Genomic DNA, 26,099 nt, shown 5'->3' with positions numbered 1-26,099 from the left:
CCCGATCATGCATCCCACCCTGCTCGCCTACGCGGCGCTTCTTCTCGCGATTCTTCTGGAGACTGTGGGCACGCTGGCGCTTCAAGCTCCCATCAGTTTACCAGACTCGGGCCGTCGATCGTCATGCTCGCTGCCTATGTGGCCTCGTTCTATTGTCTGGCGCTTGCGCTCCGCGCCGTGCCGATCGGCATCGCCTACGCCACCTGGGGCGGCGTCGGCATCATCCTGATCTCGATCATGGGCTACGCTGTATTCGGCCAGAAGCTCGACTGGCCCGCCGTGATCGGCATCGCCCTGATCGTTGCCGGCGTCGTCATCGTCAACGGCTTCTCGAAGGTCACCCCGCATTAGGGCGGCGCGGCCAGTACGAAGCGAATTTACGTGCGCGAAATATCGAGCGCATTAGCGCTCGCAAGGGCGACTGCCCGCCGGCCGGTCAGCGCGCCCCATCGGAGGGGTGAGCGAAGCGAACTGCAGTGAGAGAAATAAATGGTGGAGCGAGGGGAGTCGAACCCCTGACCTCAGCAGTGCGATTGCTGCGCTCTCCCAACTGAGCTACGGCCCCATGCCAGGCAGGCGTTGGTCGCCCGCGGATAATGCATCCGGAACGTGAAAACCGCTTGGGAACGGTGCGCACCGGAGATGAGGCCATATAGAGAGCGGGCTCCTTCCCTGTCAAGCGACGCGAAGGGGTAGGGCGCCGCGCCGCCGGTCAAGCTCTCGTGAAGCGCGGTGCGCCTGGTTAACGGGCGTGGCGCGGCACCACGCGCCGTTCACCTTGCTTCCTCTTGTCTCTACCCGGCTTGGCTTCCGGTCTTGCCCTGAACCGCTCCACTCCGTTACATGATGCGCGCAACCGGAGGCGCCTTATGATCCCGCTGATCAATTTTCTCGTTCTTATTATCGATCTCTATATTTGGGTGATCATCGCCAGCGCCATTTTGAGCTGGCTCATCGCGTTCAACGTGGTCAACACGTCGAATCGTTTCGTGCTCGCTATCGCCGATACGCTCTATCGCGTCACTGAGCCGGCCCTGCGCCCGATCCGGTCCATTCTGCCCAATCTCGGCGGTATCGATATCTCGCCGGTGATCCTGATCCTGCTGCTCCTCTTCTTGCGCGACGTGGTGCTGCTGGGCTGGCTTGCCCCGGCGCTGCTTCGCTAGGCGCGTCCCTTGTCCATCCCCCCCATGCCATTCCGCCGCGATTCCGAAGGCGTTCTGCTGGCCGTTCGCCTGACGCCGAAATCCGGCCGCGATCAGGTTGAGGGGATCGAGGAGTTCGATGGCGCGCCGGTCCTGAAGGCGCGGGTCCGCGCCGTGCCGGAGGACGGCAAGGCGAATTCGGCTTTGGAGAAGCTGATCGCCAAGTGGATCGGCCTGCCCCACACCAATGTCTCCGTAGAGAAGGGCGGCAAGTCCCGGCTGAAGCAGGTCCGCCTGGAGGGCGACGCCGAGACCCTCGACGTCGTCGTGCGCTCCCGGGTCAAGGATCTGGAAGCCTAAAGGGCGGATCAGGCGCCGAGCGCGGACTCTATTTCTTCGACGATCTTCTCGGCCGCGCCCCGCGGGTCCTCCGCCCGGGTGATCGGGCGCCCCACCACCAAATAGCTGGCTCCGGCCTCGATCGCGGCCTTCGGCGTCACGGCGCGGGTTTGGTCGTTGGCCTCCGCGCCCGCCGGGCGTATGCCGGGCGTGACGATCAGGAAGTCATGGCCCAGCCGTTCCCGCAGTGCACGCGCCTCCTTGCCCGATGAGACCACACCGTCGAAGCCCGCATCCTGGGCGAGTTGCGCCCGCTGAGGCACCAGCGCGACGGCCGGCTCGATAATACCCTGCTCCTTCAGATCGCCCGGCCCGAGATTGGTGAGCACGGTGACGCCCAGGAGCTTGAGAGCGGCATTGCCCCGGCCACGCACGGCGGCCTCCAGGGTCTTGCTGTCCGTGGCATGCACCGTCAGGAACGCCGCGCCGCTCTTGGCGATGGCGGCCGTTGCCCGCTCTACCGTGGTCTCGATATCCAGTAGCTTTGCATCGAGGAAGATCTTGTGGCCTTGGCCGGCCAGCTCATCCACCAGGCGAAGCCGCCGGAGAACAACAGCTCCAGGCCGATCTTGAACACGCCTGCCGCGTCGCCGATGGTTTCGATCAGCGCCTTGGCGTCGTCCGGGTCAGGGACGTCGATGGCGACCATCAGCCGGTCGCGGGCGGATTCTGGCTTTCCGTCCCCGAGCGCGGCGTTCATTCTGTCTTCCAACGTTTGGCAGCGACGGCGAGCGCCTCGACCGTGTCGGTGGCCATCTTCTGCTTGATGTCGCCCTTCAGGTGGCCAGTGTCTTCGAAGGAGTCGTGGGCCGACGGCACGATCACGTGCTGGGGCACCACATGGGCGCCGAGGCCGAGCTCCAGCACCTGGCGCAGGGTGAGCAGGCTGCGGAAGCCGCCGAAATAGCTGGGGGAGGCGCCGCCGATCGCAAAGGGCCGGGTCTTGAACACATCCTCCCCCTCCTTCACGCGCGACACCCAGTCCAGGGTATTCTTCAGGAGTGGCGTGATCGAGGAGTTGTATTCGGGCGACGCGATAAAGACGCCGTCATACTCTCCCATCAGCGCCTTGAACTCCCGGGCCGCCTTCGGCACGCCCTCGTCCTTCTCGAAGTCGCCGTTGTAGAGGGGCAGCTCGTAATCCTTGAGGCTGACGAAGATCGCCTCCACGCCATTAGCCTCAGCTATGTGCCGGCAATGCTTGGCGAGCTTCACGTTATGGGACCCTTCGCGGGTGGAGCCGGCAAAAAACAGCAGCCTCATGATCATCCTCTCTGGTTGGAACGCGTGGAGCCAACGCGTGCAGGTCCGGGAGGTTTCGTAGCAAGGGGAGGATGGGTCCGCAACGAAGCGGCCGGCGGAGAACCTAGCCCGGCGGATCGTCCTCGTCCGGGGCGCCGAACCAATGGCGGAGGGGAATGGTCGCTGCGGCGGCGATCGGCGTGGCGAGCGCGATGCCGAGAATGCCGAACAGGGCGCCCATCACGAGCTGGTTCAGGATAACCACCGCCGGCGGCAGGGAGACGGCCTTGGCCTGGATCAGCGGTGTCAGCAGATAGCTTTCCAGCCCCTGCACCAGCAGATAGAGGATCAGCACATAGAACACGAGATGGAGCTGTCCCCGCCTGCCACCAGGAGGATCGGTACCGCGCCGATGATCGGCCCGAGATAAGGCAGGAAGCCCGCCAGCGCCGCAAACAGGGCGAGCGCGAACGCCATGGGCACGCCGAGGATCAGCAGGCCGACATAGGTCAGGGCGCCGATGGCCGCCATGGCGATGGCCTGACCCACGATCCAGCGGCGCAAGACGTCCCCGGTCTCCTTCAGAAGCGCCCGCGTATTCTTCCGCTCGCTGGGCGGCGCCACCTGGGAGAGGAGCTTCACGTGGGTCTGCGGATCGGCCGCGACGTAGATGCCGAAGAACAGGACGATGAATGCGCCCGCAAGAACGCCGAGCACATTGCCCGCGACCGCCGTGGCGCCCGAGGCCAGGCCCCAGGGCTGCAGGTCGTTGAGGATGTCCTGGATCTTGAAGTTCTTGAAGAGGGTCTCGCCCTCTTCCAGGTCGAACAGCTCCTGGGAGAGGTTGGTGATGCCCGACCCGATGCTGTTCACAAGCTGGCCGGTCTGGTTGACGATGGTCGGTCCGGCAGAGGCGATTACCGTCGCGACGCCGCCGATCGCCAGGACCACCAGCAGACCCAGGGCGAGCATGCGAGGCATCCCGGTCTTCGCATGCAGCCATTCGCTGCCGCCATGCAGCACGATGGCCAGCAGGACGCCTGCGAAGGCGAGCAGCACCGGCACCCGCGCGATCCACAGGATCAAAGCGAGCACCGTGACGATGATCACCCCGGCGGTCGCCATCATAGCGTCCCGCAAGACGGGCTTACGCTGCAAATCTTTCGACAGCTGGCTCTTTTCGCTCGAGCTGGCGGCCATCGGCCTCTCCCCCTGCAGGCGCGGAGGATTCCGCGCGAGGTTGCGTTCGAGGGAAAGCCGGAATAGTCCGGCTAATCCTCTTTCGAACCTTCGCCGATGCTATCGAAAAAGTCTTTCATCCGAGCAAAAAAACCGGTGGATTCCGGATTTGTCTTGTCGTTCGACGCCTCTTCGAACTCTTTCAGCAGCTCTTTCTGACGCTTGGTCAGATTCTTCGGCGTTTCGACTTCCGCCTGGATGTACAGATCGCCCGTCTGCCGGGACCGCAGGATCGGCATCCCCTGGGACTTCAGCCGGAACTGACGCCCGCTCTGGGAGCCTTCGGGGATCTTCACCCGGGTGGTGCCGCCGTCGATGGTGGGCACCTCGATCTCGCCGCCAAGGGCGGCGCAGGTCATGGCGATCGGCACACGGCAGAACAGATCCGCCCCGTCCCGCTGGAAGAACTCGTGGGGCTTTATGGACAGGAAGATATAGAGGTCGCCCGGCGGTCCGCCGCGCATGCCGGCCTCGCCCTCGCCGCCGAGGCGGATACGGGTGCCGTCCTCGACGCCGACCGGAATGGTGACCGACAATGTGCGTTCGCGGGTCACGCGGCCCTGGCCGTTGCAGGCGCCGCAAGGATCCTTGATCACCTCGCCGCGGCCGTCGCAGGTCGGGCAGACGCGCTCGATGGTGAAGAAGCCCTGGGTGGCGCGCACCTTGCCCATGCCGCCGCAGGTATCGCAGACCGACGGCGATGAGCCAGGCGTCGCACCCGCCCCTTCGCAGGTCTCGCAGACCACCGAGGTCGGCACACGGATCTGCGCCGTCTTGCCCTCATAGGCCTCTTCCAGGGTGATCTCCATGTTGTAGCGGAGATCGGCGCCACGCTCGCGTCCGCTGCGCGGCCGGCGCTGGCGCGGCCCCATGAACTCGCCGAACAGGTCGTCGAACATGGCCGACATGGAAGCGGAAAAATCGCCGCCGAAGCCGTGGGCCCCGCCGCCGCCGAAGCCGTTATTCTCGAACGCGGCGTGGCCAAACCGGTCATAGGCCGCCCGTCGCTGAGGATCTTTCAGCGCCTCGTAGGCCTCGTTGACTTCCTTGAATTTCTGCTCGCTTTCCGGATCGTTCCGGTTGCTGTCGGGGTGGCATTCCTTCGCGAGCTTGCGGAACGCCGTCTTGATCTCTCGATCACCGGCGCTGCGGGTCACCCCCAGAGTTTCGTAATAGCAACGTTTCGACATCGCCCCTCCGGACTTTGCGCTTCAGGCCAGGGACACGCGGCCCGGCGCAGTCTCTTTTGGCAGGATGAGGCCGGGGCTCTGGCGAACCCCGGCCGTCTCTCGGACTAGCGTCACGCTGACTTCTTGTCGTCGTCGTCCTTGACCTCTTCGAAGTCGACATCGACGACGTCCTCGTCGCCCGAGCCGGACGATGCGCTGCCCTCGGATCCGGCGTCTGCGCCACCGGCGTCCTGATTGGACTGGTACATCGCCTCGCCGAGCTTCATGGAAGCCTGGGCCAGGGCGTCGACCTTCTGGCTGATCGCGTCCTTGTCGTCGCCCTCGAGCGCGGTCTTGAGCTCTGCGAGAGCGGACTCGACCGTGCCCTTGTCTTCCGCCGAGACCTTGTCGCCATGCTCGGCGAGCATCTTCTCGGTGGAGTGGACAAGCGCTTCGGCCTGGTTCTTCACCTCGACGGTCTCGCGGCGCTTCTTGTCTTCTTCCGCGTGGCTCTCGGCTTCCTGGACCATCTTCTCGATGTCGTCATCGGAAAGACCGCCGGAGGCCTGGATGCGGATGGACTGCTCCTTGCCGGTCGCCTTGTCGGAGGCGGAGACGTTCACGATGCCGTTGGCGTCGATATCGAACGTCACCTCGATCTGAGGCACGCCGCGCGGAGCCGGCGGGATGCCGACGAGATCGAACTGGCCGAGCATCTTGTTGTCGGCCGCCATCTCGCGCTCGCCCTGGAAGACCCGGATCGTCACCGCGTTCTGATTGTCTTCGGCGGTGGAGAAGGTTTGGCTCTTCTTGGTCGGGATCGTGGTGTTGCGGTCGATCAGCCGGGTGAACACGCCGCCCAGGGTCTCGATACCCAGCGACAGCGGGGTCACGTCGAGCAGCAGAACGTCCTTGACGTCGCCCTGCAGCACGCCCGCCTGGATCGCCGCGCCGATGGCGACGACTTCATCCGGGTTCACGCCCTTATGGGGCTCGCGGCCGAAGAAGTTCTTCACCGCCTCGCCGACCTTCGGCATACGGGTCATGCCGCCGACCAGGATGACCTCGTCGATCTCGGCAGCCTTCAGCCCGGCGTCCTTCAGCGCGTTCTCGCACGGCTTGATGGTCCGCTGGATCAGGTCGTCGACCAGGCTTTCCAGCTTGGCGCGGGTCAGCTTCAGGGTCAGATGCTTCGGACCGGACTGGTCGGCCGTGATGAACGGCAGGTTGATCTCGGTCTGGGAAGCCGAAGACAGCTCGATCTTCGCCTTCTCGGCGGCTTCCTTCAGCCGCTGCAGCGCGAGCTTGTCGTTGCGCAGGTCGATGCCCTGCTCTTTCTTGAACTCGTCGGCCAGATAATCGACCAGACGCATGTCGAAATCCTCGCCGCCAAGGAAGGTGTCGCCGTTGGTCGACTTCACCTCGAACACGCCGTCGCCGATCTCCAGGATCGAAATATCGAACGTGCCGCCGCCAAGGTCGTAGACGGCGATCGTCTTGCCGTCCTTCTTGTCGAGACCGTAGGCCAGGGCCGCCGCGGTCGGCTCGTTGATGATGCGCAGGACCTCGAGACCAGCGATCTTGCCGGCGTCCTTCGTGGCCTGACGCTGAGCGTCGTTGAAGTAGGCGGGAACCGTGATGACCGCCTGCTCAACCTTCTCGCCGAGATGGGACTCCGCGGTCTCCTTCATCTTCTGGAGGATGAAGGCGGAGATCTGCGAGGGAGAATACTTCTTGTCCCGGGCTTCGACCCAGGCATCGCCATTGTCGCCTTTGACGATGGAATAAGGGACCAGCTTCTGATCCTTCGCCACCGTCGGGTCGTCGAAGCGGCGGCCGATCAGGCGCTTGATCGCGAATAGGGTGTTCTCAGGATTGGTGACGGCCTGGCGCTTCGCCGGAAGACCGACGAGCCGCTCGCCATCCTCGGTGAACGCGACCATCGAAGGCGTGGTGCGCATGCCTTCGGCATTCTCGATGACTTTGGGATCTTTGCCGTCCATGACCGCGACACAAGAATTCGTCGTGCCGAGGTCGATGCCAATTACTTTCGCCATGTTCAAACCTCTCTTCTCTGGCAGACCGTCCGGGCCCGATGGCACCCGGTGAACGCGTCCGTTATCGAAACTCTCCGCGGACGCACGGTCCCCTAAATTCATTTAGGCGAGCCAGCCGAAATCCGACTGGGTTTCCGCGGTTATATAGGGGCCGGCTTTGTTGCCCGCAAGGCGAGTGGCTGCCCAAAACCCCATACGAACCCAAGGGATTTAACCCATAGAACCCGAGGGATTAGCCCGATGGGAAGCTTAGGGATCTGCGGGGGTTCCGCCCCTTGAGAGGCTGTGAGTTCTACGAAGCAATCCTTAACGAGCAATCACGCGACGACCGCCCAGACGGCGATCAGGGATGGTGTGAGGCAGAAATAGTCTCCGCTCTCACTCGCCGCCCGCAGATCGGCCTCGAATTGCTCCTTTTGGGCGTCGTCCACGAGCCCGAGCTCCCGGCCCGCATCGAACAGGCTGCAATAGACCCCGAGCAGCATGCCGGCCATTTCGGAAAGGGGTAGGAAGCGGACCTCCGAATGCGTGTCCGAAAGCGTCTCCATGCCGGCCGCGGCAAATTGTGCGGGCAACTCCCGGCCCTCGTGCATCCGTCGCCCGTGCGCATCGAACACGCCCTCGAACAACTCCGAGAACGCCGCCATGGCGGAGCAGTCGGGTTCCACCGCGAAGCTGCCGAAATCGTACTCCTGGGCGATCACCACGCCGCCGGGCTTGGTCCACGCCCGCATCTTGGCAAGCACCTCGGCGGGATCGGGCATATGCATGAGGAAGCAGCGGCAGAATGCGAGATCGAACGGCGCGCCCGGAATTTCGTCGAGGCCGTTGATGTCGCCTTCAACGATCTCGAAATTTGCGCCGCCCCGTCGTTTCAGCGCATCGCGCCCCATCGAAACGAGACCCGGATCGATCTCGATCCCCGTCACCGCGCCTTTCGGCCCGACGCCTTGAGCCATGATGCTCATGACAGAGCCGGGTCCCGCCCCCACATCGAGACAATGCATGCCGGGCGAGAGTCCGGCCTTCTGGAGCACCCGGCGCGTCGCCGATTCCCACATCTGGGCTTGCTTGCGCAGCCGTTCGTACTCTGCCATGTCGCGGGAATGGACGTAGCCGTCCAGATTGACGCGAGCGTTTTGGTTTTCGTCCGCGAGTTGGGTCACGCTGATCGGGGCCTGAAGCTTGGAACTGCCGCAGGCCGCAGACTATCCCGGATCGCGCCTGCGGGACAGGGAGGAGCCGCAAATTGCCTGTGAAACATTTGCAACAGAAGCTCGATCGACCCGCTCAGGAGTCCTTGCTTGCCGAGCTGCGCAGCGTCATCGCCGCCGCGCCCTTCTACACGCCCACAATGCCGCGCACGGGCAAGCCCATGTCCGTGCGCATGACCAATTGCGGCAGCCTCGGGTGGCTCACGGACAAGGCGAAGGGTTATCGTTATGAGCCCGTCCACCCGGAGACTGGTGAGCCCTGGCCACCGATTCCGGACCTTCTGGTGAAGCTGTGGGAGGAGGTGGCGGGGTTTGACGCGCCGCCGGAAGCCTGTCTGATCAACTACTACGCCAAGGGCACCAAGATGGGCCTGCATCGCGACGAGGACGAGCAAACCTTCGAAGCGCCCGTCGTCTCGGTCTCCCTGGGCGACACGGCCATGTTCCGTATCGGTGGACTGACCCGCAAGGACCCGACGAGGCGTATCGAGCTGGAGTCGGGCGATGTGGTGATCTTCGGCGGCGAGGACCGGCTGATCTATCACGGCATCGACCGTATCGTCGCCGGCAGCTCGGACCTGATGCCCGAAGGCGGACGTATCAATCTCACCTTGCGGCGGGTGACGCCGGCCTGACTTGGCATTGCGCGGGTGCAAACCCGGCAATCACGACCGCATAAGTCGACAGACCCGCCTAGCCAGTGAAATCCGTCTGCTGGAAAATCGAGATCAGCGCGATGCCATGCTCTTTCAGAGCTTCCGTCGCGCCTTCTTCGCGGTCCAGAACGGTCACGACATGCTCGACTTTGCCGCCCATCTCGCGGACCGCCTCGACCGCCTGAAGCGCCGAGCCGCCACTCGTCGTCACGTCCTCGACCACCACGATGCGCTTGCCTTCGAGGCTCTCATCTGCGGTCAGCCCTTCCAGGCGCTGGCGCGTGCCATGATCCTTGGCCTTCTTTCGCATGATGAGAGCCGGGAGGGGATGTCCGAGGGCAAAGCTCCGCGCCGTGACCGCGGCAGCGATCGGCACGGCGCCGAGCTCCAATCCGCCCACGTAATCGGCATCGAGCTTGGAGATCTCGTCCAGCAGCAATGCCGCCGAAAGAAACGCCCCTTCGGGATGAAGCATGGTCGGCTTCATGTTGAAGTAGGTATTGCTCTGGCGCCCCGAGGCGAGGGTGACGCTGACCCCGAAAGCGTAGGACCGCTCGCGGATGATCTCCATGAGACGCGCGCGCTCTGCAGCCGCGTCTCGCTCTTTCGCTTTCAAGGGCACGTTCTACGCCTCGTCTTCTTCTTGCCTGTCTTTGGAGGCGTATCAGCCCTTGCGGAGCCCTTCATCCTCCACCGCTTCGCCATCCTCGCCGGACCCGTCCGGATAGTCGTCATTGGCCGGCTTGGAATTGCCTTGCGGCTGATTGCGCGCACCGCCCTTCGACACGGCGACCAGCGCCGGCCGCAGGCAGCGATCCCCAATGGTATAGCCTGCCTGCATCACGTCCACCACCGTACCTTCAGGGACCTCCGGATTCGGCACCTCGTACATGGCCTGGTGATTATTCGGGTCGAAGCGCTCCCCGAGCGGGTCGAGCTTCTTCACGCCGTGGCGCTCGAGCATGTTGAGCAGCTCGCGCTCCGTCAGTTCCACGCCGTCCAGGAAGCTCTTGAGCGCAGGATCCTTGGAGGCCGCCTCGGCCGGCACGTGTTCGATGGTCCGGCGGAGATTGTCTCCGACCGTGAGCACGTCGCGGGCGAAACTGGACACCGCGTATTTCGAGGTGTCGGATTTCTCGCGCTCGGTCCGTCGGCGCAAATTCTCCATATCCGCCATGGTCCGCAGAAGCTGATCGCGCAGCTTCGCGTTCTCGGCCACGAGGTCCGCGTCGTCGCGCCCCTCGGAGGTCTCTGCCTCGGTGCCATCGTTGGCCGCCTCGGCGTTGTCCTTCATCTCCTCGTCTTCGTCGCGAGGCTCGGTCGTCTCGTCAGTCATAGCCGCACCGATCGTTTTCTAAAGCTGGAGTTGTCGGGGATATCGACCGCAAAGCCTAATAAATCAAGGCCGCAAAGGTTAAGGAACCAGTCGGCCGAGCAGCCTCGCGGTGTAATCCACCATCGGAATGATCCGACCGTAGTTCAACCGGGTCGGTCCGATAACCCCCAATACGCCGACGATCCTCTGTTCGGAATCCTCGAAGGGGGAGACGATGAGGGCCGAGCCGGACAGCGAGAACAGTTTGTTCTCCGAGCCGATGAAGATGCGCACGCCCTCGGCGCGTTCCGCGAGGCCAAGCAGGCGGATAAGCTCTTCCTTGGCGTCCAGGTCCTCGAAAAGCAGGCGCACCCGCTCCAGATCCTCCATCGCCCTGACGTCTTCCAGGAGATGCGCCCGGCCGCAGACGATGAGCGACTTCCCGCCGTCGCCTTCGCCGGACCACGTGGCCAGCCCCTCGGTGACCACATGGGCGGTCAGCTCGTCGAGCTGCACGCGCTTCTCCTCGATCTCCGTCTCGATTCGCTTGCGCGCATCCTGGATCGTGGCGCCCGCGATTCGGGCGTTGATGTAGTTGGAAGCTTCCTGCAGCGAGCTGACGGGCAGATCCGCGGGAACCGAGATGATCCGATTCTCCACCTCGCCGTCTTCGCCCACCAGCACGACCAGCGCCCGGCCGCCGCCGAGATTCACGAACTCGATCTGCTTCAGGGCTTTGGTGTGCTTGTCCACCAGAACAACGCCCGCGCAGCGGGACAGGCCCGACAGCATGGCGCCGGCTTCGGTGAGGAAATCCTCGACGGCCCGGTGCTTCCCGTCGCCGGAGATTTGGCGCTGGATCTGGTCGCGTTCGGCGGGGCTGACATCGCCCACCTCGAGCAGACCGTCCACGAACAGACGCAGGCCCGTCTGGGTCGGCATGCGCCCGGCGGAGGTGTGCGGCGCGTAGATCAGTCCGAGCGCTTCCAGATCGCTCATGACGTTGCGCACCGAGGCGGGCGAAAGCGTTATGGGCAGGGAACGGCTGAGATTGCGGGAGCCGACCGGCTCGCCCGTGGCGAGATAGGTCTCCACGATACGTTTGAAGATCTCGCGCGACCGCTCATTCAGCCGGGTCAATCCGTCCTGGGCGCCCTGCGCGGCACCGAGCGCCGCGCTGATATCGTCGTATCGCATGAGTTGAAATCTAGGCACGCCGGTTCGGCGCGTCAAACCCGTAACGCGCCGAACAACCGCCGATCGCCGTCCTCGAGCAGGCCGGCGAAGGAAAACCCTAGTTCAGGGCGCTCCCGGTGGGCAGCAGAACCGAGCCCAAGGAGTCCGGCGCTCCGAAATGGCTGAAATAGCGCGACCGGATCGATTCCACCGGCAGGACGATCAAAACGTCCGTGGTGCCGAACTGACGGTCGATTACCGCGCCGTCGCCCACATAGGCCCCGAGCCGCAGATAGCCCTTGATCAGGGGTGGCAAGGCCTTCATCGCCGCCTTCATATCCACCTGCTCCGGCGGCAGGATGTCCATGTCCACATGAAGGTGGTCGTGGGCGCGGGCGCGCCATTCTTCCGGTGCCAAGGCCGTGTGATGCAGGAAGCTCAGGGCTTGGGCATGGGCATTCGGATCGATGCCTTCGAAGCTTGCACAGCCCAGCATCACGTCGACGCCGTTCTCGCGCACATAGGACCAAAGCCCGTGCCACAGGAGCTCCACGGTCCGGCGCGTGCGATAGGGTTTCAGCACGCAGGAGCGGCCGAGCTCCATGAACTTGTATTCCGGGCTCTTGGCCTCGATCAGCGGGGCGATGTCGTATTCCTGCTGGGTGTAGAACCCCTCGTGGCGGTCCGCAACGTCCTGGCGCAGCACCCGGTAGGTGCCCACCACCTGAGGGCGCCGCCAGCCGCGGCTGGCCATGGCGGTGGTGTGGTCCAGCACCAGCAGATGGTCGAAGATGGGATCGTAGGGATCCTCGTCCCGGCGCGACAGCATGGTCAGCGCGTCGGCTCGGGCCGACATCTCTTCGTAGAACACCTTGTAGCGCAGCCGCTGGGCGCGGCGGATATCGCTCCGCTTGCGCGCAAGCCGGACCTCCAGCGGCCCAATACGGCCATAGCTCTTCGGCGGCTCCCGAAGCATCAATGCCTGGAAGGCTGAGGAGTGAACCGTTTGCGGCCGACGAACGCTTGCCCGCCACCATAGGCGGGCCGGAAAGTCAGTCCTGGAAACATCATGCCCCCGCGCGATCTTTAGCGCCTAAATCGGTTTCGGCTGCGGCGGCCCATTCCACGGGTCGTTCCATGGAAAAGTGGGGATCGCCACCTCAATGGCCAAATCCATAATCCCAGGGTTCACGAGGCACGCACCTGAGGAGAACGATTCGGCCACAACGACGCCCCGATAGCAATCCTCTTAGAAGCCTATATGACAGATTTTACCGAGGCTGTGCATGGAGGTCGGGTCCACGGCGTTGCTCCCGGGGCCAAGCCCTCGAGGAGGAGGAGCGCTAGACGGCGCTCGATCCGGAAGCGGCCTCGGCATCAGCGGCCCCGCTCGCGGCTCCGGCGATCTGCCAGCGGCCGATCAGGGTCAGCAGGTCGTTCTTCTCGAAGGGCTTCGCGAGGTAATCGTCGAGTCCCGCTTCCAGATAGGCGGCGCGGTCTTCGGCGAACGCATTGGCGGTCAGCGCCACGATGGGCGGCCGGCCGGCACCGGGCTTCGCGTCCTCGTCATAAAGCGCCCGCAAACGGCCCGCCGCCTCGATACCGTCCATCTCCGGCATGTGGATGTCCATCAGGACCATGTCGAACCCGGCTCCGCCGTCATCGAGCGCCTGGTGCGCCAGCTCGATCGCTTCGCGGCCGTTGGACGCCCGCCGAACCGAGGCTCCGGCTTTCTCCAGAACCGACTTGGCGAGCAGCGCATTGATTTCGTTGTCCTCCGCCAGCAGAACCGTGAGCGCCGCCCCTCCCGGCGAGGTGAAGCGCTCCGGCGCTTCGGCGTTGGCGAGCGCGGTGGCGGGTTCCGACGCCGGATCGCCGAACAGCTGGATCGCCATGGAACGAGGCCGGATCGGCCGCATCAGATAGCCGTCGAAGCCGCGGGATCTGAGGGCGTCGATTTCTGGTCGTTCGTTTGGATCGAGCACGACCACGGCCCGCTTACCGTCCGCCTCGCGTGTCCCGATCTTCTCGCCTTTGCCGAAGACCTCCAGCAGGTCGAAGGCGAGGCGGTTCAGGCTCGCCGTGTCCGTCAGCAGCACGTCGAAGCGGGCAAGTTCGCGCCGTCCGGCCGGTCCAAGCTGGGACAGGGCATCCACCGTAAGGCGCTCCGTCTGTGCTCCAAGAGCATCCAGAAGCTCAGCCGAAAGCGCCGCTTCCATTCCGCCCTCCAGGACGACAAGCACCGAGCGGCCTTCCGCATTCTGCCAATCGTCGGAGATGGCGCCGGCCTGGGCCGGAATATCGAGGGGCAGGTCGACGGTGAAGCGTGTGCCTTCGCCGCGCGCGCTGGTGACGGCGATCTCGCCGCCCATGGCATCGACCAGACGCTTTGAGATGGCGAGGCCGAGCCCTGTCCCTCCGTGCCGGCGGCTTGGCCCCGAGTCAGCCTGCTCGAACTCGAGGAAGATCTGGTCGAGCTTGTCCTTCGGAATGCCGGGGCCCGTGTCGCTCACCTCCAGGCGAAGCGGAACGCTCGAGGCCCCGGCGGCGCCGCTCCCTGCCAGAAGGCGCAAGCCGACCCCGCCATGTTCGGTGAACTTGATGGCATTGCCGATCAGGTTCATCAGGATCTGCCGGACGCGCATGGGATCGCCGATCGCCGTCCGGGGCAGGCGAGGGTCGGCAAACCAGCCGATCGTCAGCCCTTTCTCGCGGGCGCGCGGCGCCAGAAGCTCGATCACGCTTTGCAGGGTTTCGGCGATGTCGAACGGGACCGATTCCAGCTCCAGCCGGCCCGCCTCGATCTTGGAGAAATCAAGCACCTCGTCGATCAGGGTCAGCAAGGTCTTGGCCGAGCTCCCGATCGCGTTCGCGTAGGTCGTCTGCTCCGGCGAAAGCTGGGTGTCGAGCAGCAGCCCGGTCATGCCGAGAATGCCGTTCATCGGCGTTCGGATCTCGTGGCTCATGGACGCGAGAAAGCGGGACTTCGCGGTGCTCGCGCTTTCCGCCTCGTCGCGCGCCTGGGCCAGCGCCCGTTCCGCTTCGCGCTGTTCCGTCACGTCATGGCCGATGCTCTGCACCTCGGTGAGCGCGCCGCTCTGGTCGGTGATCGCGAAATCCTCCCAGATGAACCAGCGCAGCCCTTTGGCGGTTTTCAGCTGCATGACCTTGCTGCGTCGCCGCGGCATCGGACCCGGCAGCGAAGATGCCCCGGCATCCGCGTCCTGCTCCTCAGCGAGCGTCAGCCGGAAGGGCTGGCCCAGCGCCTCCTGCCGCGTCACGCCGAAGACCCGACAATAGGAATCGTTGACGAAGGTGAGCCTGCGTCGGAATCCCGGCGCAGGATCACGTCGTCCTGATGGTCCAGCAGATCGCGATAGCGGGCCTCGCGCTCCTGCACTTCCCATTTGAGATCCTCCAGGGCTTCCGGGCTGGAACCCTCGCCTTGCCCGTACCGGCCGAGGCGCTGCACGGAGGCGAGTTCCCGGGTCTGCAGAGAAATGAGGAACGCGGCGCCAAGCGCCATCCCGGTCATCATGGCGAAGAACAGGAGAACACCGATGGTGCCCGCGGCGATGGCGGCGATGCTCAGGGTCCCGAAAAGCAGAGCGGCAACGATGGAAACGATCGGCGCGTCGTTGGTCACCATGCGGAATGCCCGGCCCAGCCGCGCCATCGGGCGCGCCCGATCCGTCACGTGACCCGCGATCTCCGGGCTGTGGTCCTGATACGCCAAACTCGATCACCGCCGAATAAACGAGCGTCAAGCAACGCCCAAAGCGAAAACAACAAACAGAAAAGACTTGAGAAAGACTTTAGCGCCGCTGCTTGTCGGACATGTCGGCGTTGCTGCTCACGACGATCACCTCCGCCACCTTTTGGGCCATGCAACGGTGATCGAAGGCGGTAAGCCGGTACTCGGGCGGCTCGGCGTTGCTGTCGTCCGGCAGGGTCAGGCTGCGCATCATGTCATAGCGCCGAACGAGAGGGATATCCCGCGTCGCGGCGTAATACCAGATGGCGCCCACGATCCGGCGGTAGGCGGGGTCGTCGGCGAGCTCCGGCACGTAGCGGGGATCGACCAGCACCACATCGATGTCGTTCTGCTTGAGCCAGTCGAGGGTCTCGGTGAAGGCGCTCTCGAACTCGGCCAAATCGACCCGGGCCAGGGCATCGGCGGATCCGGCTTGCCATACCACAAGATCGGGATGGGTGTCGGTGACCTCGGCGCGCATGCGGTCCGCCGCGTCGAAGGCAACCTCGCCCGAGATGTTGCGCGAGATGATCTCGATCTTCTGATCCTTGAAGATCGACTTCAGATAGCGCGCTAGCCGGTTGGGGTAGCTCTCCTCCGACGCGAATGGCCCATCGTCATAGGCTGCCGGGCCGACCACCAGCACGGTCAGCGGATTGTCGGATTGGAGCGCCTTGGGAAAGGTCTTCAGGGAGGCCGGCTGTGGCCGCGGCCCGTCGTCCCCCACGCAATTCGGCGCGGCTGTATATTTCGGCTTGGGCAACTCGGTGCGAGGCGGCTCCGTCTGCAGGGGATCGGCGGGCGCAAGTAGCAGGAACGCGCTCACGCCGGCGAGGCAGAGGATTGCGAGGGTGGCCGTTTTGATCTTGTCCGCCATTCCACGAACCACGCTGTAAATATCATCAGCCCGATTCCGAGAGCGGAATAGGCCAGGTCAACGATAAGCAGCCCACCGGACTCGAACCGCACGATTTGCCCGATCAGGCTTAACAAAGAGCCAATCGAAAACACCGCCAGCGAGTTTCGCCCCAGCTCCGAGAACACCGTCACGAGACGCTCGCTGAACGCTGCGATCCGGCTATAGGCGCCGGCGAAACAAATTACCAAAGCCAGCAGGCTGATCAGCCTTGCAGGAGAGAGATAGGTCTTGTCGAACGAAAAAAACAGACGCGGCGAAGGCAGCTGCATTGGATCGGGAGAATATCCCGTGATGCGGACCAGGACGCCCAGCCCGAGAATGCCCACCGCCGGCCAGAAAAGCCATTTCATAAGGGGCTCGATGCGATCCTGCGCCGAGAGTTCGGCCCCGATGAAGCCGAGCGTGAAGAGGAATTGCCAGGCAAACGGATCGAGGAACCACTCTCCGGCATAGGGCCAGGAGGGAAGGTTGATCCGGAAGGTCAGCGTCACCGCATAGACCGCGAACGAGACGAGGGCGCAGAGCGTCAGCGAATATCGCCCGATAATCACGATCAGAGGCGCCATGGCGAGCAGCACCACGTACAGCGGCAGGATGTTGAAGAAGCCAAGCTGGTGGGTCATCAGCGCGAGCGCCGGCGTGGTCCAGACCGGCGCGGTAAACACCGGTTCGGCGTTGTGCCATTCCAGGTAGAGATTGTTCTCCAGCCAGAGCGCGGCTCCGGCGAGGATCGCCAGCGCGATCGCCGTGATGGTGATCTGCGCCCTGTAGACCTCCACCATCCGCGACATGAAACGGATGGTAATCCGTCCCGGTGTATGGGACCGCGTCGGACCGCCAGTCGCAAGCGAAACCGACCAGCCTGCCAGGAAGACGAAAAGCTCCGCCGCATCGCAAATCGTGAAGTTGCGCATGGTGATCCGCTCGAGCGGATTGCCGGGGATGTGATCGATGAAGATGCAGATAAGGGCGTATCCACGCCAAAAATCGATAGCGTTTGGCCCGCGCATCCGCCCCCTTCACCTTCGACTTTACTGTGGGGCGAGCCCGGATCGGGCACCGCAGCCGCACAAACTTCCCCTCGGCAGGGCCGAAGTGTAACGGCTCTGCGTGGCGATGCCAGTGCGACAATGGCGTTTTTCTATGGCGACGAGAGGGTAAATCCGGGTCAGGCGCAGGCGAGACGGTTGAGCGCCGGTCCGCCGGCACGCTGTCCGCGCAGCGTCTCGCCGCGATAGCTGAGCGCCTCGGCGATATGCAGCCGGGTCACCTTCGTCTCGCCGTCGAGGTCGGCAAGGGTGCGCGCGACCCGCAGCGAGCGATGATAGCCCCGCGCGCTCAACCCGAGGGTCTCCGCCGCTTCCCGCAAAAGAGCGAGACCGGCGCCGTCGGGTTCGGCGATCTCCTCCAGCAGAGTTCCGTCGCAATCGGCATTGGTCCGGGCCCGCTTCTGCCCGAGCTCCTTGAGCCGCGCCGCCTGGATCTGCCGGGCGGCCACCACCCGGCGGCGCACCTCCGCGCTTCCTTCAGATGCTGCGGGCAGGGCGAGATCGGCTGCGCTCACAGCCGGCACCTCGATCTGAATGTCGATCCTGTCGAGGAGGGGGCCGGAGATGCGCGCCTGATAGCGCTCGGCGCAGGAATTTCCCTGACGGCAAGAATAGCCGGGCTCGCCGGCACGCCCGCAACGGCACGGATTCATCGCCGCCACAAGCTGAATGCGCGAAGGATACGATACCCGATGATTGGCCCGAACGATCACCGATTCCCCGCTTTCCAGCGGTTGGCGTAGCGCGTCCAGCACCTGGGGATGGAACTCCGGCGTTATGGAGCAAACTCACCAGTCGGTGAGCAACTTCGGCTAGCTTATTATAACTAGTAATTGCTATGAGCAGGCATGCCAAAGGTTGCATGCCTCTATATCGATGATTCGGGCACTAGAAACCCGAACCATAATCCATCCGAGGGACAGTACCGTGATTGGTTTGCTCTTGGTGGCGTCCTAATTGATGAAGAGCGCGAGGACGAGGTAAGGAACGCCCACGCCAAGTTTTGCCGCGCGTGGGGGATTACCTATCCTCTTCATTCGGTTGATATTCGCTGTCAAACCAGCGGTTTCGCTTGGCTCGGAACGCTTCCGTCCAACGAGTATCAGCGCTTTATGGAAGAGCTGAGTGAGCTTGTACTTAGCGTTCCGGTGATCGGGCACGCCTGCGTGATTGACCGTCCCGGATACGACGGAAGGTACCGGGAGAAGTACGGCAGACAGCAGTGGATGCTCTGCAAAACGGCATTCTCAGTGCTTTGCGAGCGCGCCGCCAAGTTCGCGCGAGACGAAGGGAGAAAGTTGCGGGTCTATCCTGAAGCTGGAGATCAGACTGCGGATAGGGCTTTGCGTAGCTATTACGCAGAATTACGCGCCCATGGAATGCCATTTGGAGGGCCTGACGCCTCCAAATATACAGCTCTTACAGCCGACGAACTCCGAGAAACGCTCTACGACTTAAAGTTCAAAAACAAATCGTCAGCGATGGCACAACTTGCGGATCTGTACCTGTATCCTATGGCCCGTGGGGGCTATGAGCCGGATTACCGCCCGTATGAAATGCTCGTAGCCAGAAAGAAGATTATAGACGCCCTGATCTCGGACGAGGAGCGACCTCACCTCGGCATAAAATACAGTTGCTTTGAGAATATTGCGCAGCCTTCCGGATAGCAAAAAAGCCGGAGTCTCCTCCGGCTTTAAGCAGCCCTCATAACGAGGACCTCACAGGCTAGGCCTATACGCAATATAGGCGTCCTTTGAAATATGTCAAGAGTCTCAGCGGGTTAGCGCTCAAGCTGTTAACCTCTTGTTTACAAATCAAAAATGAATCTCAGAGCAGCTACGCCTTGAGAGTTAGGCTGTTCGCCCCAATCACGTCCATACACATCATGAAGAACGCGGCGGTGAAGCTACCCCGGCTTATCTTGTTCGCTATGTTGCGCTCGCTCTCTTTTGCGCCCACCGCCCCAAGCCGCTCGGCTAGCTGGGCATAGGTTATCCCCCGCCTCTTCAGCTCGGCCTTCAGGATTTGCTTCGCCTGCTCCTCATAAGGAGCCGTTGGCGATTGCTTATCGACTGACATCATCGAATCTCCAGAAAAAATCTCACATTCGATGATATATACCTTGCGCATGGGGTATCAACGTCCTATATCTGATGAAACACATCATCGGATATGACATGTCTCAGCACTTTCTCCTCTCCCCCGCCGCGAAAACCCTTTCCTTGGTGAAGGTCATGCGCATGTCCGACGCGCAGGCTCGCGAGGCTTTCCGCAAGATCCGTTGGGCCGAAACCGATGGTAGCCCGGTTTGCCCGCAGTGCGGCGGCCGCGAGCCCTACGATCTCAAGACTCGTCAGGTCTACAAGTGCCGGGCTTGCAGCAAGCAATTCAGCATTACCTCGGGCACGATCTTCGCCAGCCGTAAGCTGGCCGTTCGGGACATCCTCGCTGCCATCGCCGTTTTCATAAACGGTGCTAAGGGCTACAGCGCTCTCCAGCTCTCCCGCGACCTCTCTGTCGATTACAAGACGGCCTTCGTCCTGCTGCATAAGGTCCGTGAGGCCATAGAGATTGCTCGCGAAAGCGGTGCGCTCTCAGGTGATGTTGAGGTCGATGGCGCTTACTTCGGCGGGTACGTGAAGCCTGCTAACGAGCGCAAGGACCGCAAGGACCGTCGCAAGAGCATCAATCAGACCGGCAAGCGCCAATCGGTTGTTGCCATGCGTGAACGCAATGGCCGTACCGTTACCCACGTCACCCGCAGTGAAGCCGAAGGCGTCGCTCTGGTTAAAGCGCACGTAGCGCACGGCTCGACCGTCCACGCTGACGAGGCCTCCCATTGGGACAAGCTGGCCGCTTACTTCCCGATAAAGAGGATCAATCACCAACTGGCGTATTCCATGGACGGAGCCTGCACCAATCAGGCAGAGAGCTTCTTTAGCCGTCTCCGCCGCGCTGAGATTGGAACGCATCACCGAATCGCCGGTAGATACTTGCACGCTTACGCCGCAGAGATGGCATGGCGCGAAGACTTCCGCCGTGTGGACAATGGCACGCAATATACCATGGTCGTTGCCGCTGCCGCCGTTGCTCCGCAGTCGCGGCAGTGGAAGGGGTATTGGCAGCGCAAGGCTGCCTAACCCTGACTACTCCTCTAGAGCCGCCTTCTGGGCCTCCAAGATCGCAATCATCTTTTCGATCTCGCGGGGACCAATGTCGTCCTTGCCCTTGTAGTTGATGGTGATCAGCTTATCTGCCCCCACCTTGGCGCGGAACCATTCGGTGAAACCGACTTGCTGAACGTCCTCGACTGCCGGCGGGGTTGGCGGGCGAGCATCATGCGGGGGCTTCTCGATTGAAATTTCGCTCATAGGGATACCAGTGTTGCTTCCATCGACTGCAACCCAATCGCCATCATCAGAGACCCATCTGACGCGCTTGGGCTGCCTGAATTGCAGCACACCCTGACTTTCCCATTGAACGTAGTCGCCAACGGATGCGCTGACCCCCAACGGGACATCGTCCTCATCAGGTGGCAGTGACGATTCTTCACTCTCAGCGTCATCAACGCCACCACTTTCCGTTGCACTTTGTTGCTTCAACATTGCGATTGTCGGCTCGAAAGAACGCATCACCGGATCAATTGCTCTGCTATTGAAGTCGCGCCGAAGCAAATAGGCCCTTAACGCCTCCGGGGATGGAACGCGCTTGTCAAAATGATTCCAAATATCGGTGAACAGGGTCGGGTTGAGAGCCGCGCGATTGATGGCATTCTGCCGCTGGTTCTCGTTTTCCGGCACAAGGATATCCATCGCCAATTGGGACAACCGCATTTCCGCCTTACCAGTTCGCTCAAGCAGGCCAAATTGAACGATTGTGGCAATCGTCGCGTCCGAGGCGCCACTTAGGCCGCTATAGCCCAAATGCTTAGCGATAACCTCGCGTGGCAATGGAACCGTCCCATCCGCGTCGAGAATTTTCTGCACGTGGCTGATGGCCTTCGCGAGCGGGAAGTTTGGGTATTTCGGGCTTTTCATCCGAGCCATTGCATTCTCCTTCCATGCGGGAGAACAAATGACTAACACAGGGATAGGTCACCAAGCAATAAGCAATAAGCGGTCAGATAGGGGTTGACGAGTGGTGGAGACGATTCCATGATCTTCATCTTGGCGGGATTCGCCGCCGTAGAGAGGGAGCCGACGATGCTGATAGAACTAGCTGGGTGGCGTCACGAGCGCCGCGCCATCTGGCGATAACGCAAAGGGCCGCAAAACAGAATCGGTTGGCCCCGACCTGTAATGCGACCCGTGGTGTCAGCGGATAAACCCAACCCGCTGGGCGGGAGTGCTGGGAATGTCGCTCTAACAGCCAACTAGACCGTTAGATTCGCATTTCCCGGCCCCCGCTTCAAGGGCTATCCGTATGATCGGACGGGAAATATGCACGATCAGCCACTAACACCGGAGATGGTTCCGGTGATCAAATTGGCCCGCAGTCTGAAATACAACTATGCGCGAATCGCGTCGTATTTTCAGATCAATCAGGGCCGTATCGCGGATGTGATGAAGGGCCGTAGGTTCCCACACATCCCGGCGGCTTCACAGCTTCCTCCGGACTTCCCGGCGGCATAGCGAGACGAAAGGGGCGGCTTCATCGGTCGCCCCTTTTCAGTCTCCAGAGCTTATAGGGTCCGTTGGCGTCGTGGTCTTCGGTCCAGCCGCATTCCTCGATCAGACCTTGGTTCACGCACGTCTTTATGCAAGCGCCGATGCGCTTCCTTATCGTGGTGAGCGTCGCCTCATCAGCCACCAAGCCGCGGTCAGCCGTCCACATCTCAGTGATCTGGCGGGACGTGAGGGGATCTGAGGCCTCTCTGAACGTGTTCAGCACGAAGCGCTTCACCGAACCCTTCTCCGCCCGATACTTCGTCACGTACTCCCTTATGGCGTAGGTGTCGGCGTTCGGATCGAATAGCCGGATAGCCGCGTCCAAGTGGTCTATGTCCACCGTGAGCTTTTTGATCTCGGCTTTGTACTTCTCCCGCAGGGCTACCAGCTCGGCGTGTTTGGAGACGAGGCCAGCAACGGTGTTCGGGCGGTCATATTCGGCAATGTCCTTCATGCCGAATGCATAACATCATCTATATCGGGATGTACATATCAGATTTGGTGAGTTTGCTCCATAATGCCGTGGAACTCCGGAAGCTCGTCGAGGAAGAGCACGCCGAGATGGGCCAGTGCCGCTTCGCCGGGTCGTGCCCGTGTCCCGCCACCGACCAGCGCCGCCATGCTCGCCGAATGATGCGGGCTCCGGAACGGCCGTGCCCGCCCGATGGCGCCGCCACTCAGATCGCCGGCCAGGCTGCGGATCATGCTGACCTCCAGCATCTCCGTGGGCTCCAGCGCCGGCAGAATCGAGGGTAGCCGCCGCGCCAGCATGGATTTGCCGGACCCCGGCGGTCCGATCATCAGGAGGTTATGGCCGCCCGCAGCCGCCACCTCGAGGGCACGCTTGGCGCTCTCCTGGCCCTTGATGTCCTTCAGGTCCGGCATGACCTCCTCCTCCGCTTCCGCGGCGGGCTCCGGCCGGCCTAAGGATTGCAGACCCTTGAAGTGGTTGATCAAGGCCAGGAGGTTGCCGGGAGCAAGAATCGCCATGTCATCCGCCGCCCAGGCGGCCTCGGCCCCACAGGCACGCGGACAGATCAGGCCCTTGTCGAGGGCATTCGCCCCGATCGCTGCGGGCAATGTGCCGGCCACCGCCGCCACGGACCCGTCCAGCGCCAGCTCACCCAGCACCACGAAGCCTTCGATCGCATCCGGCGCCACCGCGCCTGCGGCCGCCATCAGCCCCAGCGCAATGGGAAGGTCGTAATGGCTGCCTTCCTTGGGAAGATCGGCAGGCGCGAGGTTGACCGTGATCCGTTTCGGCGGCAGGGCCAGCCCGATGGCGTTCAGCGCCCCGCGCACCCGCTCCCGGCTCTCGGCAACCGCCTTATCGGGCAGGCCGACGATGGTGAAGGCGGGAAGACCCGAGCCGATCTGGACCTGGACATCGACGGCGCGCGCCTCGATCCCCTCGAATGCAACCGTTGTGACCCGTGCAAACATCGGCACCCCCAACCCGGAACGTGCCGAAAACTTTACTACAACCTATTGCCGAAGCAAGAACAAAAAGAGAACTTAAGCTAACCCCCTGATAAGGCGCCAGCTATTGGCCCGGGGTCCACCCATAGCCGACGATGCATCCGAAGATCGTGGCCAGCAGAGCGACATCCAGTGCGCCGGGCTTCATGAGAAATTGCGGCGGTTCCCGATACCGCGGCACGTATCGGAGCAGCTGCAGGCCGCCATAGGCGATCCAGGCAAGCGAGAACCCGACGGCGAGGTAGACCCTCGTCCTGGCGCTGCCCGCGGGGCCGAGCACCTCAAGGAACAGCCAGATGCCGACCCCCACATAGGCGATGTAGAGCACCAGCATCCAGGCCGTCTTGATGAAGCCCGGCCGGTCCTCCCGCCATTGCTTGAGGACCGCCGGGATATTGATGATCAGAACGGCGAGGACCGCGATCAGGATACCAAGCTCGGACATGGCTACACCGGCGGCACGAGCGGATACGCGAGGAGGCATCCGAGCATGAGAGCGATCAGGAGGATGTCGGCGATACTGAATCGCGCGACCCAGCCCGGGATCTCCCGATAGCGGGGTACATGGCGGGTGAGGATCAGGATGCCGTAGAAGATCCACGCCAGCATAACCCCCAAGGCGAGGTACACTCGCGGGCCCTTGGTCCCTTCAGAGGCGAAAAATCCGACGAACATCCCGACGCCGATGGCCATGTAGAGAAGATAGAGGCCAATCAGCTTGTAGGTCTTGATGGCGCCTTCGCGGTCGTTGCGGAATTGCTGTATCGCGGCCGGAATATTGGCCAGCAGCACGCCGACGACGCACGCCGCCACAAGCCATTCGAACATCCCGACGCCCCCAAACAGCAAGGTCCCGCGAAGCATTCTTGCGCGCAAGCCGTGATGCGCGCAACCGGTCCGTGTCTCGTTTGCCTCTAGAACCCGTGAAGCGCGAACAGACCGGCTCCCAGCAGGATCAGCGCGCCAAGATCCGTCCAGCCGAATTGCGTGATCCAGCGCGGCAGCCCGGCGTCGTTCTCGATCTGCTCGAGCACCATCAGCGCGCCATAGACGATCCAGCCGATGGCGGTGCCGGCAAAGCCCAAGAGCTTGATCGGCCTGGCGGAGAAACCGGGAAACGAGGTGATCAGCAGATAGCCGCCGAGCCCCATATAGCCGACGAAAAGGAGGAGGATGGCCGCCGTGCGGTAAGCCGCCGGTCGGTCGGTACGCCATTGCGTGAAGAGCCGGGGCAGGCTTGCGATGACCACGCCGATCGCCGCAATCAGAAGGCCGGAGGCCTCGTAGACCTTGATCTCTTCTATGAACGTCGATCCCTGAAGGCGCACACGATTTACTGCTACTGTCCGGGGCGCCATAGCCGGACCCTCGAAGGAGACTCTATATGCCGGAAAATCCCCGCCTGCGCGGTTTTTTCATCCACCTCGGCGTTTTCCTGGTGGTGGTCACGGGCTTGGCCGTTCTGAACCTCGTCCGCAATCCGGACCACCTGTGGTTTCCCTGGGTAATCGCCGGATGGGGCGTCGGCGTGATCGCCCACGGCATCGTCGCCTACCGGCGCGCCAGAGAGGACGAGTCGGCCGGGAAGAAGACAGCGAAGAAGCCGGCAAGGAAGAGCTAGCGCTCCGCCACCTTCCGCGCGATGGCGTCCCAGATCATCACCGCGATATCGCCGCCGCCGAAGCGCTTGATCTCCCGGATGCCGGTGGGGGAGGTGACGTTGATCTCGGTAATGTAGTCGCCGATCACGTCGATCCCGACGAAGATCAGGCCACGGCGCTTCAGCTCCGGCCCGAGGCGCTCACAGATTTCCTTCTCCCGCTCCGTCAGCTCCGACAGATGGGGTGTACCGCCCACATGCATGTTGGAGCGGGTCTCGTCTTCGGCGGGAACGCGGTTCAGGGCGCCGGCGAACTCGCCATCCACCAGGATGATGCGCTTGTCGCCCTTGCGCACGGCAGGCTCGTAGCGCTGCACCATCATCGGCTCCTTGAACACGATGCCGAACAGCTCCACCAGCGCATTCAGGTTCGTGTCGCCGGGCGAGATGCGGAACACCGCCGCTCCGCCATTGCCGAACAGCGGCTTGATGATGATGTCCTTATGCTCTTCCCGGAACGCCTTCACGTCGTCGATCGACCGGGTGATCAGCGTCGGCGGCATCAGGTCGAGATAGTCGAGGACGAAGATCTTCTCCGGCGAGTTCCGGATCCACGCCGGATCGTTCACCACCAGGGTCTTGCCCTGGATGCGCTCCAAGAGGTGCGTCGTCGTCAGATACGCCATGTCGAAGGGTGGATCCTGGCGCAGCAGCACGACATCCAGATCGCCGAGGTCTTCGACGCGCGGATCCGACAGGTGGAAGTGGGCGCCCGGCGTGTCGTCGACCTTCAGGGTCTCGCCCCTGGCGACGATCCGCCCGTCCTTCAGGGCAAGATTGCCCGGGGTGTAGTAGAAGATCTCGTGGCCGCGCTCTTGCGCCTCCAGCAGCAGGGCGAAGCTGGAATCGCCCTTGATGTCGATCCCCTGAATAGGGTCCATCTGGAATGCAACTTTGAGCGCCATGAGAAGTCCTTGGGAAGCGTGCAGGAATGCGTCCGCCCCATATAATCGCTTCGT

At 62.8% G+C, this 26,099-nt stretch carries 27 protein-coding genes, 1 tRNA gene and 4 pseudogenes; 7 read left to right on the top strand and 25 right to left on the bottom strand.

Annotated features, from left to right (window positions below; translation table 11 throughout):
- Positions 1–7: 7 nt before the first annotated feature.
- A pseudogene (locus A7A08_RS05215) lies at positions 8–351 on the top strand (DMT family transporter).
- A 139-nt stretch (positions 352–490) separates the two neighbouring features.
- On the opposite strand, the gene A7A08_RS05210 reads toward A7A08_RS05215, so the two are convergent.
- Positions 491–565 (bottom strand) — tRNA-Ala (locus A7A08_RS05210).
- A 304-nt stretch (positions 566–869) separates the two neighbouring features.
- Between A7A08_RS05210 and A7A08_RS05205 the strand changes: the two genes are divergently transcribed.
- Together A7A08_RS05205 and A7A08_RS05200 are read left to right on the top strand one after the other, a co-directional pair.
- Positions 870–1,166, top strand: a complete 297-nt coding sequence (locus A7A08_RS05205; protein ID WP_069094462.1) for a YggT family protein — start codon at positions 870–872, stop codon at positions 1,164–1,166.
- Between the two features lie 24 nt (positions 1,167–1,190).
- On the top strand, positions 1,191–1,505 hold the full coding sequence (locus tag A7A08_RS05200; protein WP_069094461.1) for a DUF167 family protein: 315 nt from the start codon (positions 1,191–1,193) through the stop codon (positions 1,503–1,505).
- A gap of 8 nt (positions 1,506–1,513) precedes the next feature.
- Here the strand turns inward: A7A08_RS05200 and pyrF are convergent.
- From pyrF to A7A08_RS05165, 7 genes and pseudogenes are all read right to left on the bottom strand, one after another.
- A pseudogene (pyrF, locus tag A7A08_RS05195) lies at positions 1,514–2,244 on the bottom strand (orotidine-5'-phosphate decarboxylase).
- Positions 2,241–2,807 carry an NADPH-dependent FMN reductase gene (locus A7A08_RS05190; RefSeq protein ID WP_245290820.1) on the bottom strand — a complete coding sequence of 189 codons (567 nt, stop codon included), beginning with the start codon at positions 2,805–2,807 and terminating at the stop codon, positions 2,241–2,243. Before A7A08_RS05190 ends, pyrF begins: the two are co-directional and overlap by 4 nt.
- 103 nt (positions 2,808–2,910) lie before the next feature.
- Positions 2,911–3,150 carry an AI-2E family transporter gene (locus A7A08_RS17100; RefSeq protein ID WP_069094459.1) on the bottom strand — a complete coding sequence of 80 codons (240 nt, stop codon included), beginning with the start codon at positions 3,148–3,150 and terminating at the stop codon, positions 2,911–2,913.
- Positions 3,135–3,986: an AI-2E family transporter gene (locus tag A7A08_RS05180; RefSeq protein WP_069094458.1), complete on the bottom strand. Its 852-nt coding sequence runs from the start codon at positions 3,984–3,986 to the stop codon at positions 3,135–3,137. The genes A7A08_RS17100 and A7A08_RS05180 overlap by 16 nt, the downstream gene beginning before the upstream one ends.
- 71 nt (positions 3,987–4,057) lie before the next feature.
- A complete protein-coding gene (gene dnaJ, locus A7A08_RS05175; protein ID WP_069094457.1) occupies positions 4,058–5,215 on the bottom strand; it encodes a molecular chaperone DnaJ in 1,158 nt (385 codons plus the stop codon).
- A 110-nt stretch (positions 5,216–5,325) separates the two neighbouring features.
- A complete protein-coding gene (dnaK, locus tag A7A08_RS05170) occupies positions 5,326–7,251 on the bottom strand; it encodes a molecular chaperone DnaK (RefSeq protein WP_069094678.1) in 1,926 nt (641 codons plus the stop codon).
- Positions 7,252–7,568: 317 nt separating this feature from the next.
- Positions 7,569–8,417, bottom strand: coding sequence for a methyltransferase domain-containing protein (locus A7A08_RS05165; protein WP_069094456.1), 849 nt, complete (start codon positions 8,415–8,417; stop codon positions 7,569–7,571).
- A gap of 89 nt (positions 8,418–8,506) precedes the next feature.
- Here A7A08_RS05165 and A7A08_RS05160 point away from each other — a divergent pair, with 89 nt between their 5' ends.
- Complete coding sequence (locus A7A08_RS05160) at positions 8,507–9,100, top strand: alpha-ketoglutarate-dependent dioxygenase AlkB (protein WP_425348998.1); 594 nt, start codon at positions 8,507–8,509, stop codon at positions 9,098–9,100.
- Between the two features lie 58 nt (positions 9,101–9,158).
- On the opposite strand, the gene pyrE is transcribed toward A7A08_RS05160, so the two are convergent.
- The 9 genes and pseudogenes from pyrE to A7A08_RS05115 all read right to left on the bottom strand — a co-directional run.
- Positions 9,159–9,692 carry an orotate phosphoribosyltransferase gene (gene pyrE, locus A7A08_RS05155; RefSeq protein ID WP_069094677.1) on the bottom strand — a complete coding sequence of 178 codons (534 nt, stop codon included), beginning with the start codon at positions 9,690–9,692 and terminating at the stop codon, positions 9,159–9,161.
- Positions 9,693–9,785: 93 nt separating this feature from the next.
- Complete coding sequence (gene grpE, locus A7A08_RS05150) at positions 9,786–10,457, bottom strand: nucleotide exchange factor GrpE (RefSeq protein WP_069094454.1); 672 nt, start codon at positions 10,455–10,457, stop codon at positions 9,786–9,788.
- Positions 10,458–10,535: 78 nt separating this feature from the next.
- Positions 10,536–11,633, bottom strand: coding sequence for a heat-inducible transcriptional repressor HrcA (hrcA, locus tag A7A08_RS05145; RefSeq protein ID WP_069094453.1), 1,098 nt, complete (start codon positions 11,631–11,633; stop codon positions 10,536–10,538).
- Positions 11,634–11,730: 97 nt separating this feature from the next.
- On the bottom strand, positions 11,731–12,588 hold the full coding sequence (gene olsB / locus A7A08_RS05140) for a l-ornithine N(alpha)-acyltransferase (protein ID WP_069094452.1): 858 nt from the start codon (positions 12,586–12,588) through the stop codon (positions 11,731–11,733).
- A gap of 367 nt (positions 12,589–12,955) precedes the next feature.
- A complete protein-coding gene (locus tag A7A08_RS05135) occupies positions 12,956–14,893 on the bottom strand; it encodes an ATP-binding protein (protein WP_069094451.1) in 1,938 nt (645 codons plus the stop codon).
- Positions 14,890–15,348: a hypothetical protein gene (locus A7A08_RS16730; protein WP_245290819.1), complete on the bottom strand. Its 459-nt coding sequence runs from the start codon at positions 15,346–15,348 to the stop codon at positions 14,890–14,892. Before A7A08_RS16730 ends, A7A08_RS05135 begins: the two co-directional genes overlap by 4 nt.
- Positions 15,349–15,427: 79 nt before the next feature.
- Entirely contained in the window at positions 15,428–16,243 is an 816-nt protein-coding gene (locus A7A08_RS05125) for an SGNH/GDSL hydrolase family protein (RefSeq protein ID WP_069094449.1), read from the bottom strand.
- Entirely contained in the window at positions 16,189–17,295 is a 1,107-nt protein-coding gene (locus A7A08_RS05120; RefSeq protein WP_069094448.1) for an OpgC family protein, read from the bottom strand. The genes A7A08_RS05125 and A7A08_RS05120 overlap by 55 nt, the downstream gene beginning before the upstream one ends.
- 158 nt (positions 17,296–17,453) lie before the next feature.
- A pseudogene (locus A7A08_RS05115) lies at positions 17,454–18,107 on the bottom strand (ATP-binding protein); the annotation flags it as partial.
- A gap of 75 nt (positions 18,108–18,182) precedes the next feature.
- On the opposite strand from A7A08_RS05115, the gene A7A08_RS05110 reads away from it, so the two are divergent.
- Positions 18,183–19,001, top strand: a complete 819-nt coding sequence (locus A7A08_RS05110; protein ID WP_069094446.1) for a DUF3800 domain-containing protein — start codon at positions 18,183–18,185, stop codon at positions 18,999–19,001.
- 169 nt (positions 19,002–19,170) lie between these two features.
- Here A7A08_RS05110 and A7A08_RS05105 read toward each other — a convergent pair whose 3' ends face one another.
- Positions 19,171–19,464 carry a DUF6471 domain-containing protein gene (locus A7A08_RS05105; RefSeq protein ID WP_245290818.1) on the bottom strand — a complete coding sequence of 98 codons (294 nt, stop codon included), beginning with the start codon at positions 19,462–19,464 and terminating at the stop codon, positions 19,171–19,173.
- Positions 19,465–19,511: 47 nt separating this feature from the next.
- Here A7A08_RS05105 and A7A08_RS05100 point away from each other — a divergent pair, with 47 nt between their 5' ends.
- Entirely contained in the window at positions 19,512–20,474 is a 963-nt protein-coding gene (locus tag A7A08_RS05100) for an IS1595 family transposase (RefSeq protein ID WP_069094675.1), read from the top strand.
- Between the two features lie 6 nt (positions 20,475–20,480).
- On the opposite strand, the gene A7A08_RS05095 is transcribed toward A7A08_RS05100, so the two are convergent.
- The 6 genes and pseudogenes from A7A08_RS05095 to A7A08_RS05070 form a co-directional block, all read right to left on the bottom strand.
- Positions 20,481–21,380 (bottom strand): hypothetical protein, encoded by a 900-nt coding sequence (locus tag A7A08_RS05095; RefSeq protein ID WP_069094445.1) that lies wholly within the window; start codon positions 21,378–21,380, stop codon positions 20,481–20,483.
- 604 nt (positions 21,381–21,984) lie between these two features.
- Positions 21,985–22,455 (bottom strand): hypothetical protein, encoded by a 471-nt coding sequence (locus A7A08_RS05090; protein WP_069094444.1) that lies wholly within the window; start codon positions 22,453–22,455, stop codon positions 21,985–21,987.
- A gap of 71 nt (positions 22,456–22,526) precedes the next feature.
- A pseudogene (locus A7A08_RS05085) lies at positions 22,527–23,444 on the bottom strand (YifB family Mg chelatase-like AAA ATPase); the annotation flags it as partial.
- A 100-nt stretch (positions 23,445–23,544) separates the two neighbouring features.
- The gene (locus A7A08_RS05080; protein WP_069094443.1) at positions 23,545–23,925 is read right to left on the bottom strand and encodes a hypothetical protein; all 381 of its coding nucleotides are present in this window, start codon (positions 23,923–23,925) and stop codon (positions 23,545–23,547) included.
- A 2-nt stretch (positions 23,926–23,927) separates the two neighbouring features.
- Positions 23,928–24,308 (bottom strand): hypothetical protein, encoded by a 381-nt coding sequence (locus A7A08_RS05075; protein WP_069094442.1) that lies wholly within the window; start codon positions 24,306–24,308, stop codon positions 23,928–23,930.
- A gap of 86 nt (positions 24,309–24,394) precedes the next feature.
- On the bottom strand, positions 24,395–24,808 hold the full coding sequence (locus tag A7A08_RS05070; protein ID WP_069094441.1) for a hypothetical protein: 414 nt from the start codon (positions 24,806–24,808) through the stop codon (positions 24,395–24,397).
- A gap of 56 nt (positions 24,809–24,864) precedes the next feature.
- Here A7A08_RS05070 and A7A08_RS05065 point away from each other — a divergent pair, with 56 nt between their 5' ends.
- Positions 24,865–25,101: a 2TM domain-containing protein gene (locus A7A08_RS05065; RefSeq protein WP_069094440.1), complete on the top strand. Its 237-nt coding sequence runs from the start codon at positions 24,865–24,867 to the stop codon at positions 25,099–25,101.
- Here A7A08_RS05065 and gshB read toward each other — a convergent pair.
- A complete protein-coding gene (gene gshB, locus A7A08_RS05060; protein ID WP_069094439.1) occupies positions 25,098–26,045 on the bottom strand; it encodes a glutathione synthase in 948 nt (315 codons plus the stop codon). The genes A7A08_RS05065 and gshB overlap by 4 nt on opposite strands.
- Between the last annotated feature and the right edge of the window lie 54 nt (positions 26,046–26,099).

The organism is Methyloligella halotolerans (assembly GCF_001708935.1).
GTDB classification, from domain to species: domain Bacteria; phylum Pseudomonadota; class Alphaproteobacteria; order Rhizobiales; family Methyloligellaceae; genus Methyloligella; species Methyloligella halotolerans.
The sequence above is the reverse complement of the archived record's forward strand: the minus strand, read 5'-3'. Positions and strand labels throughout refer to the sequence as shown.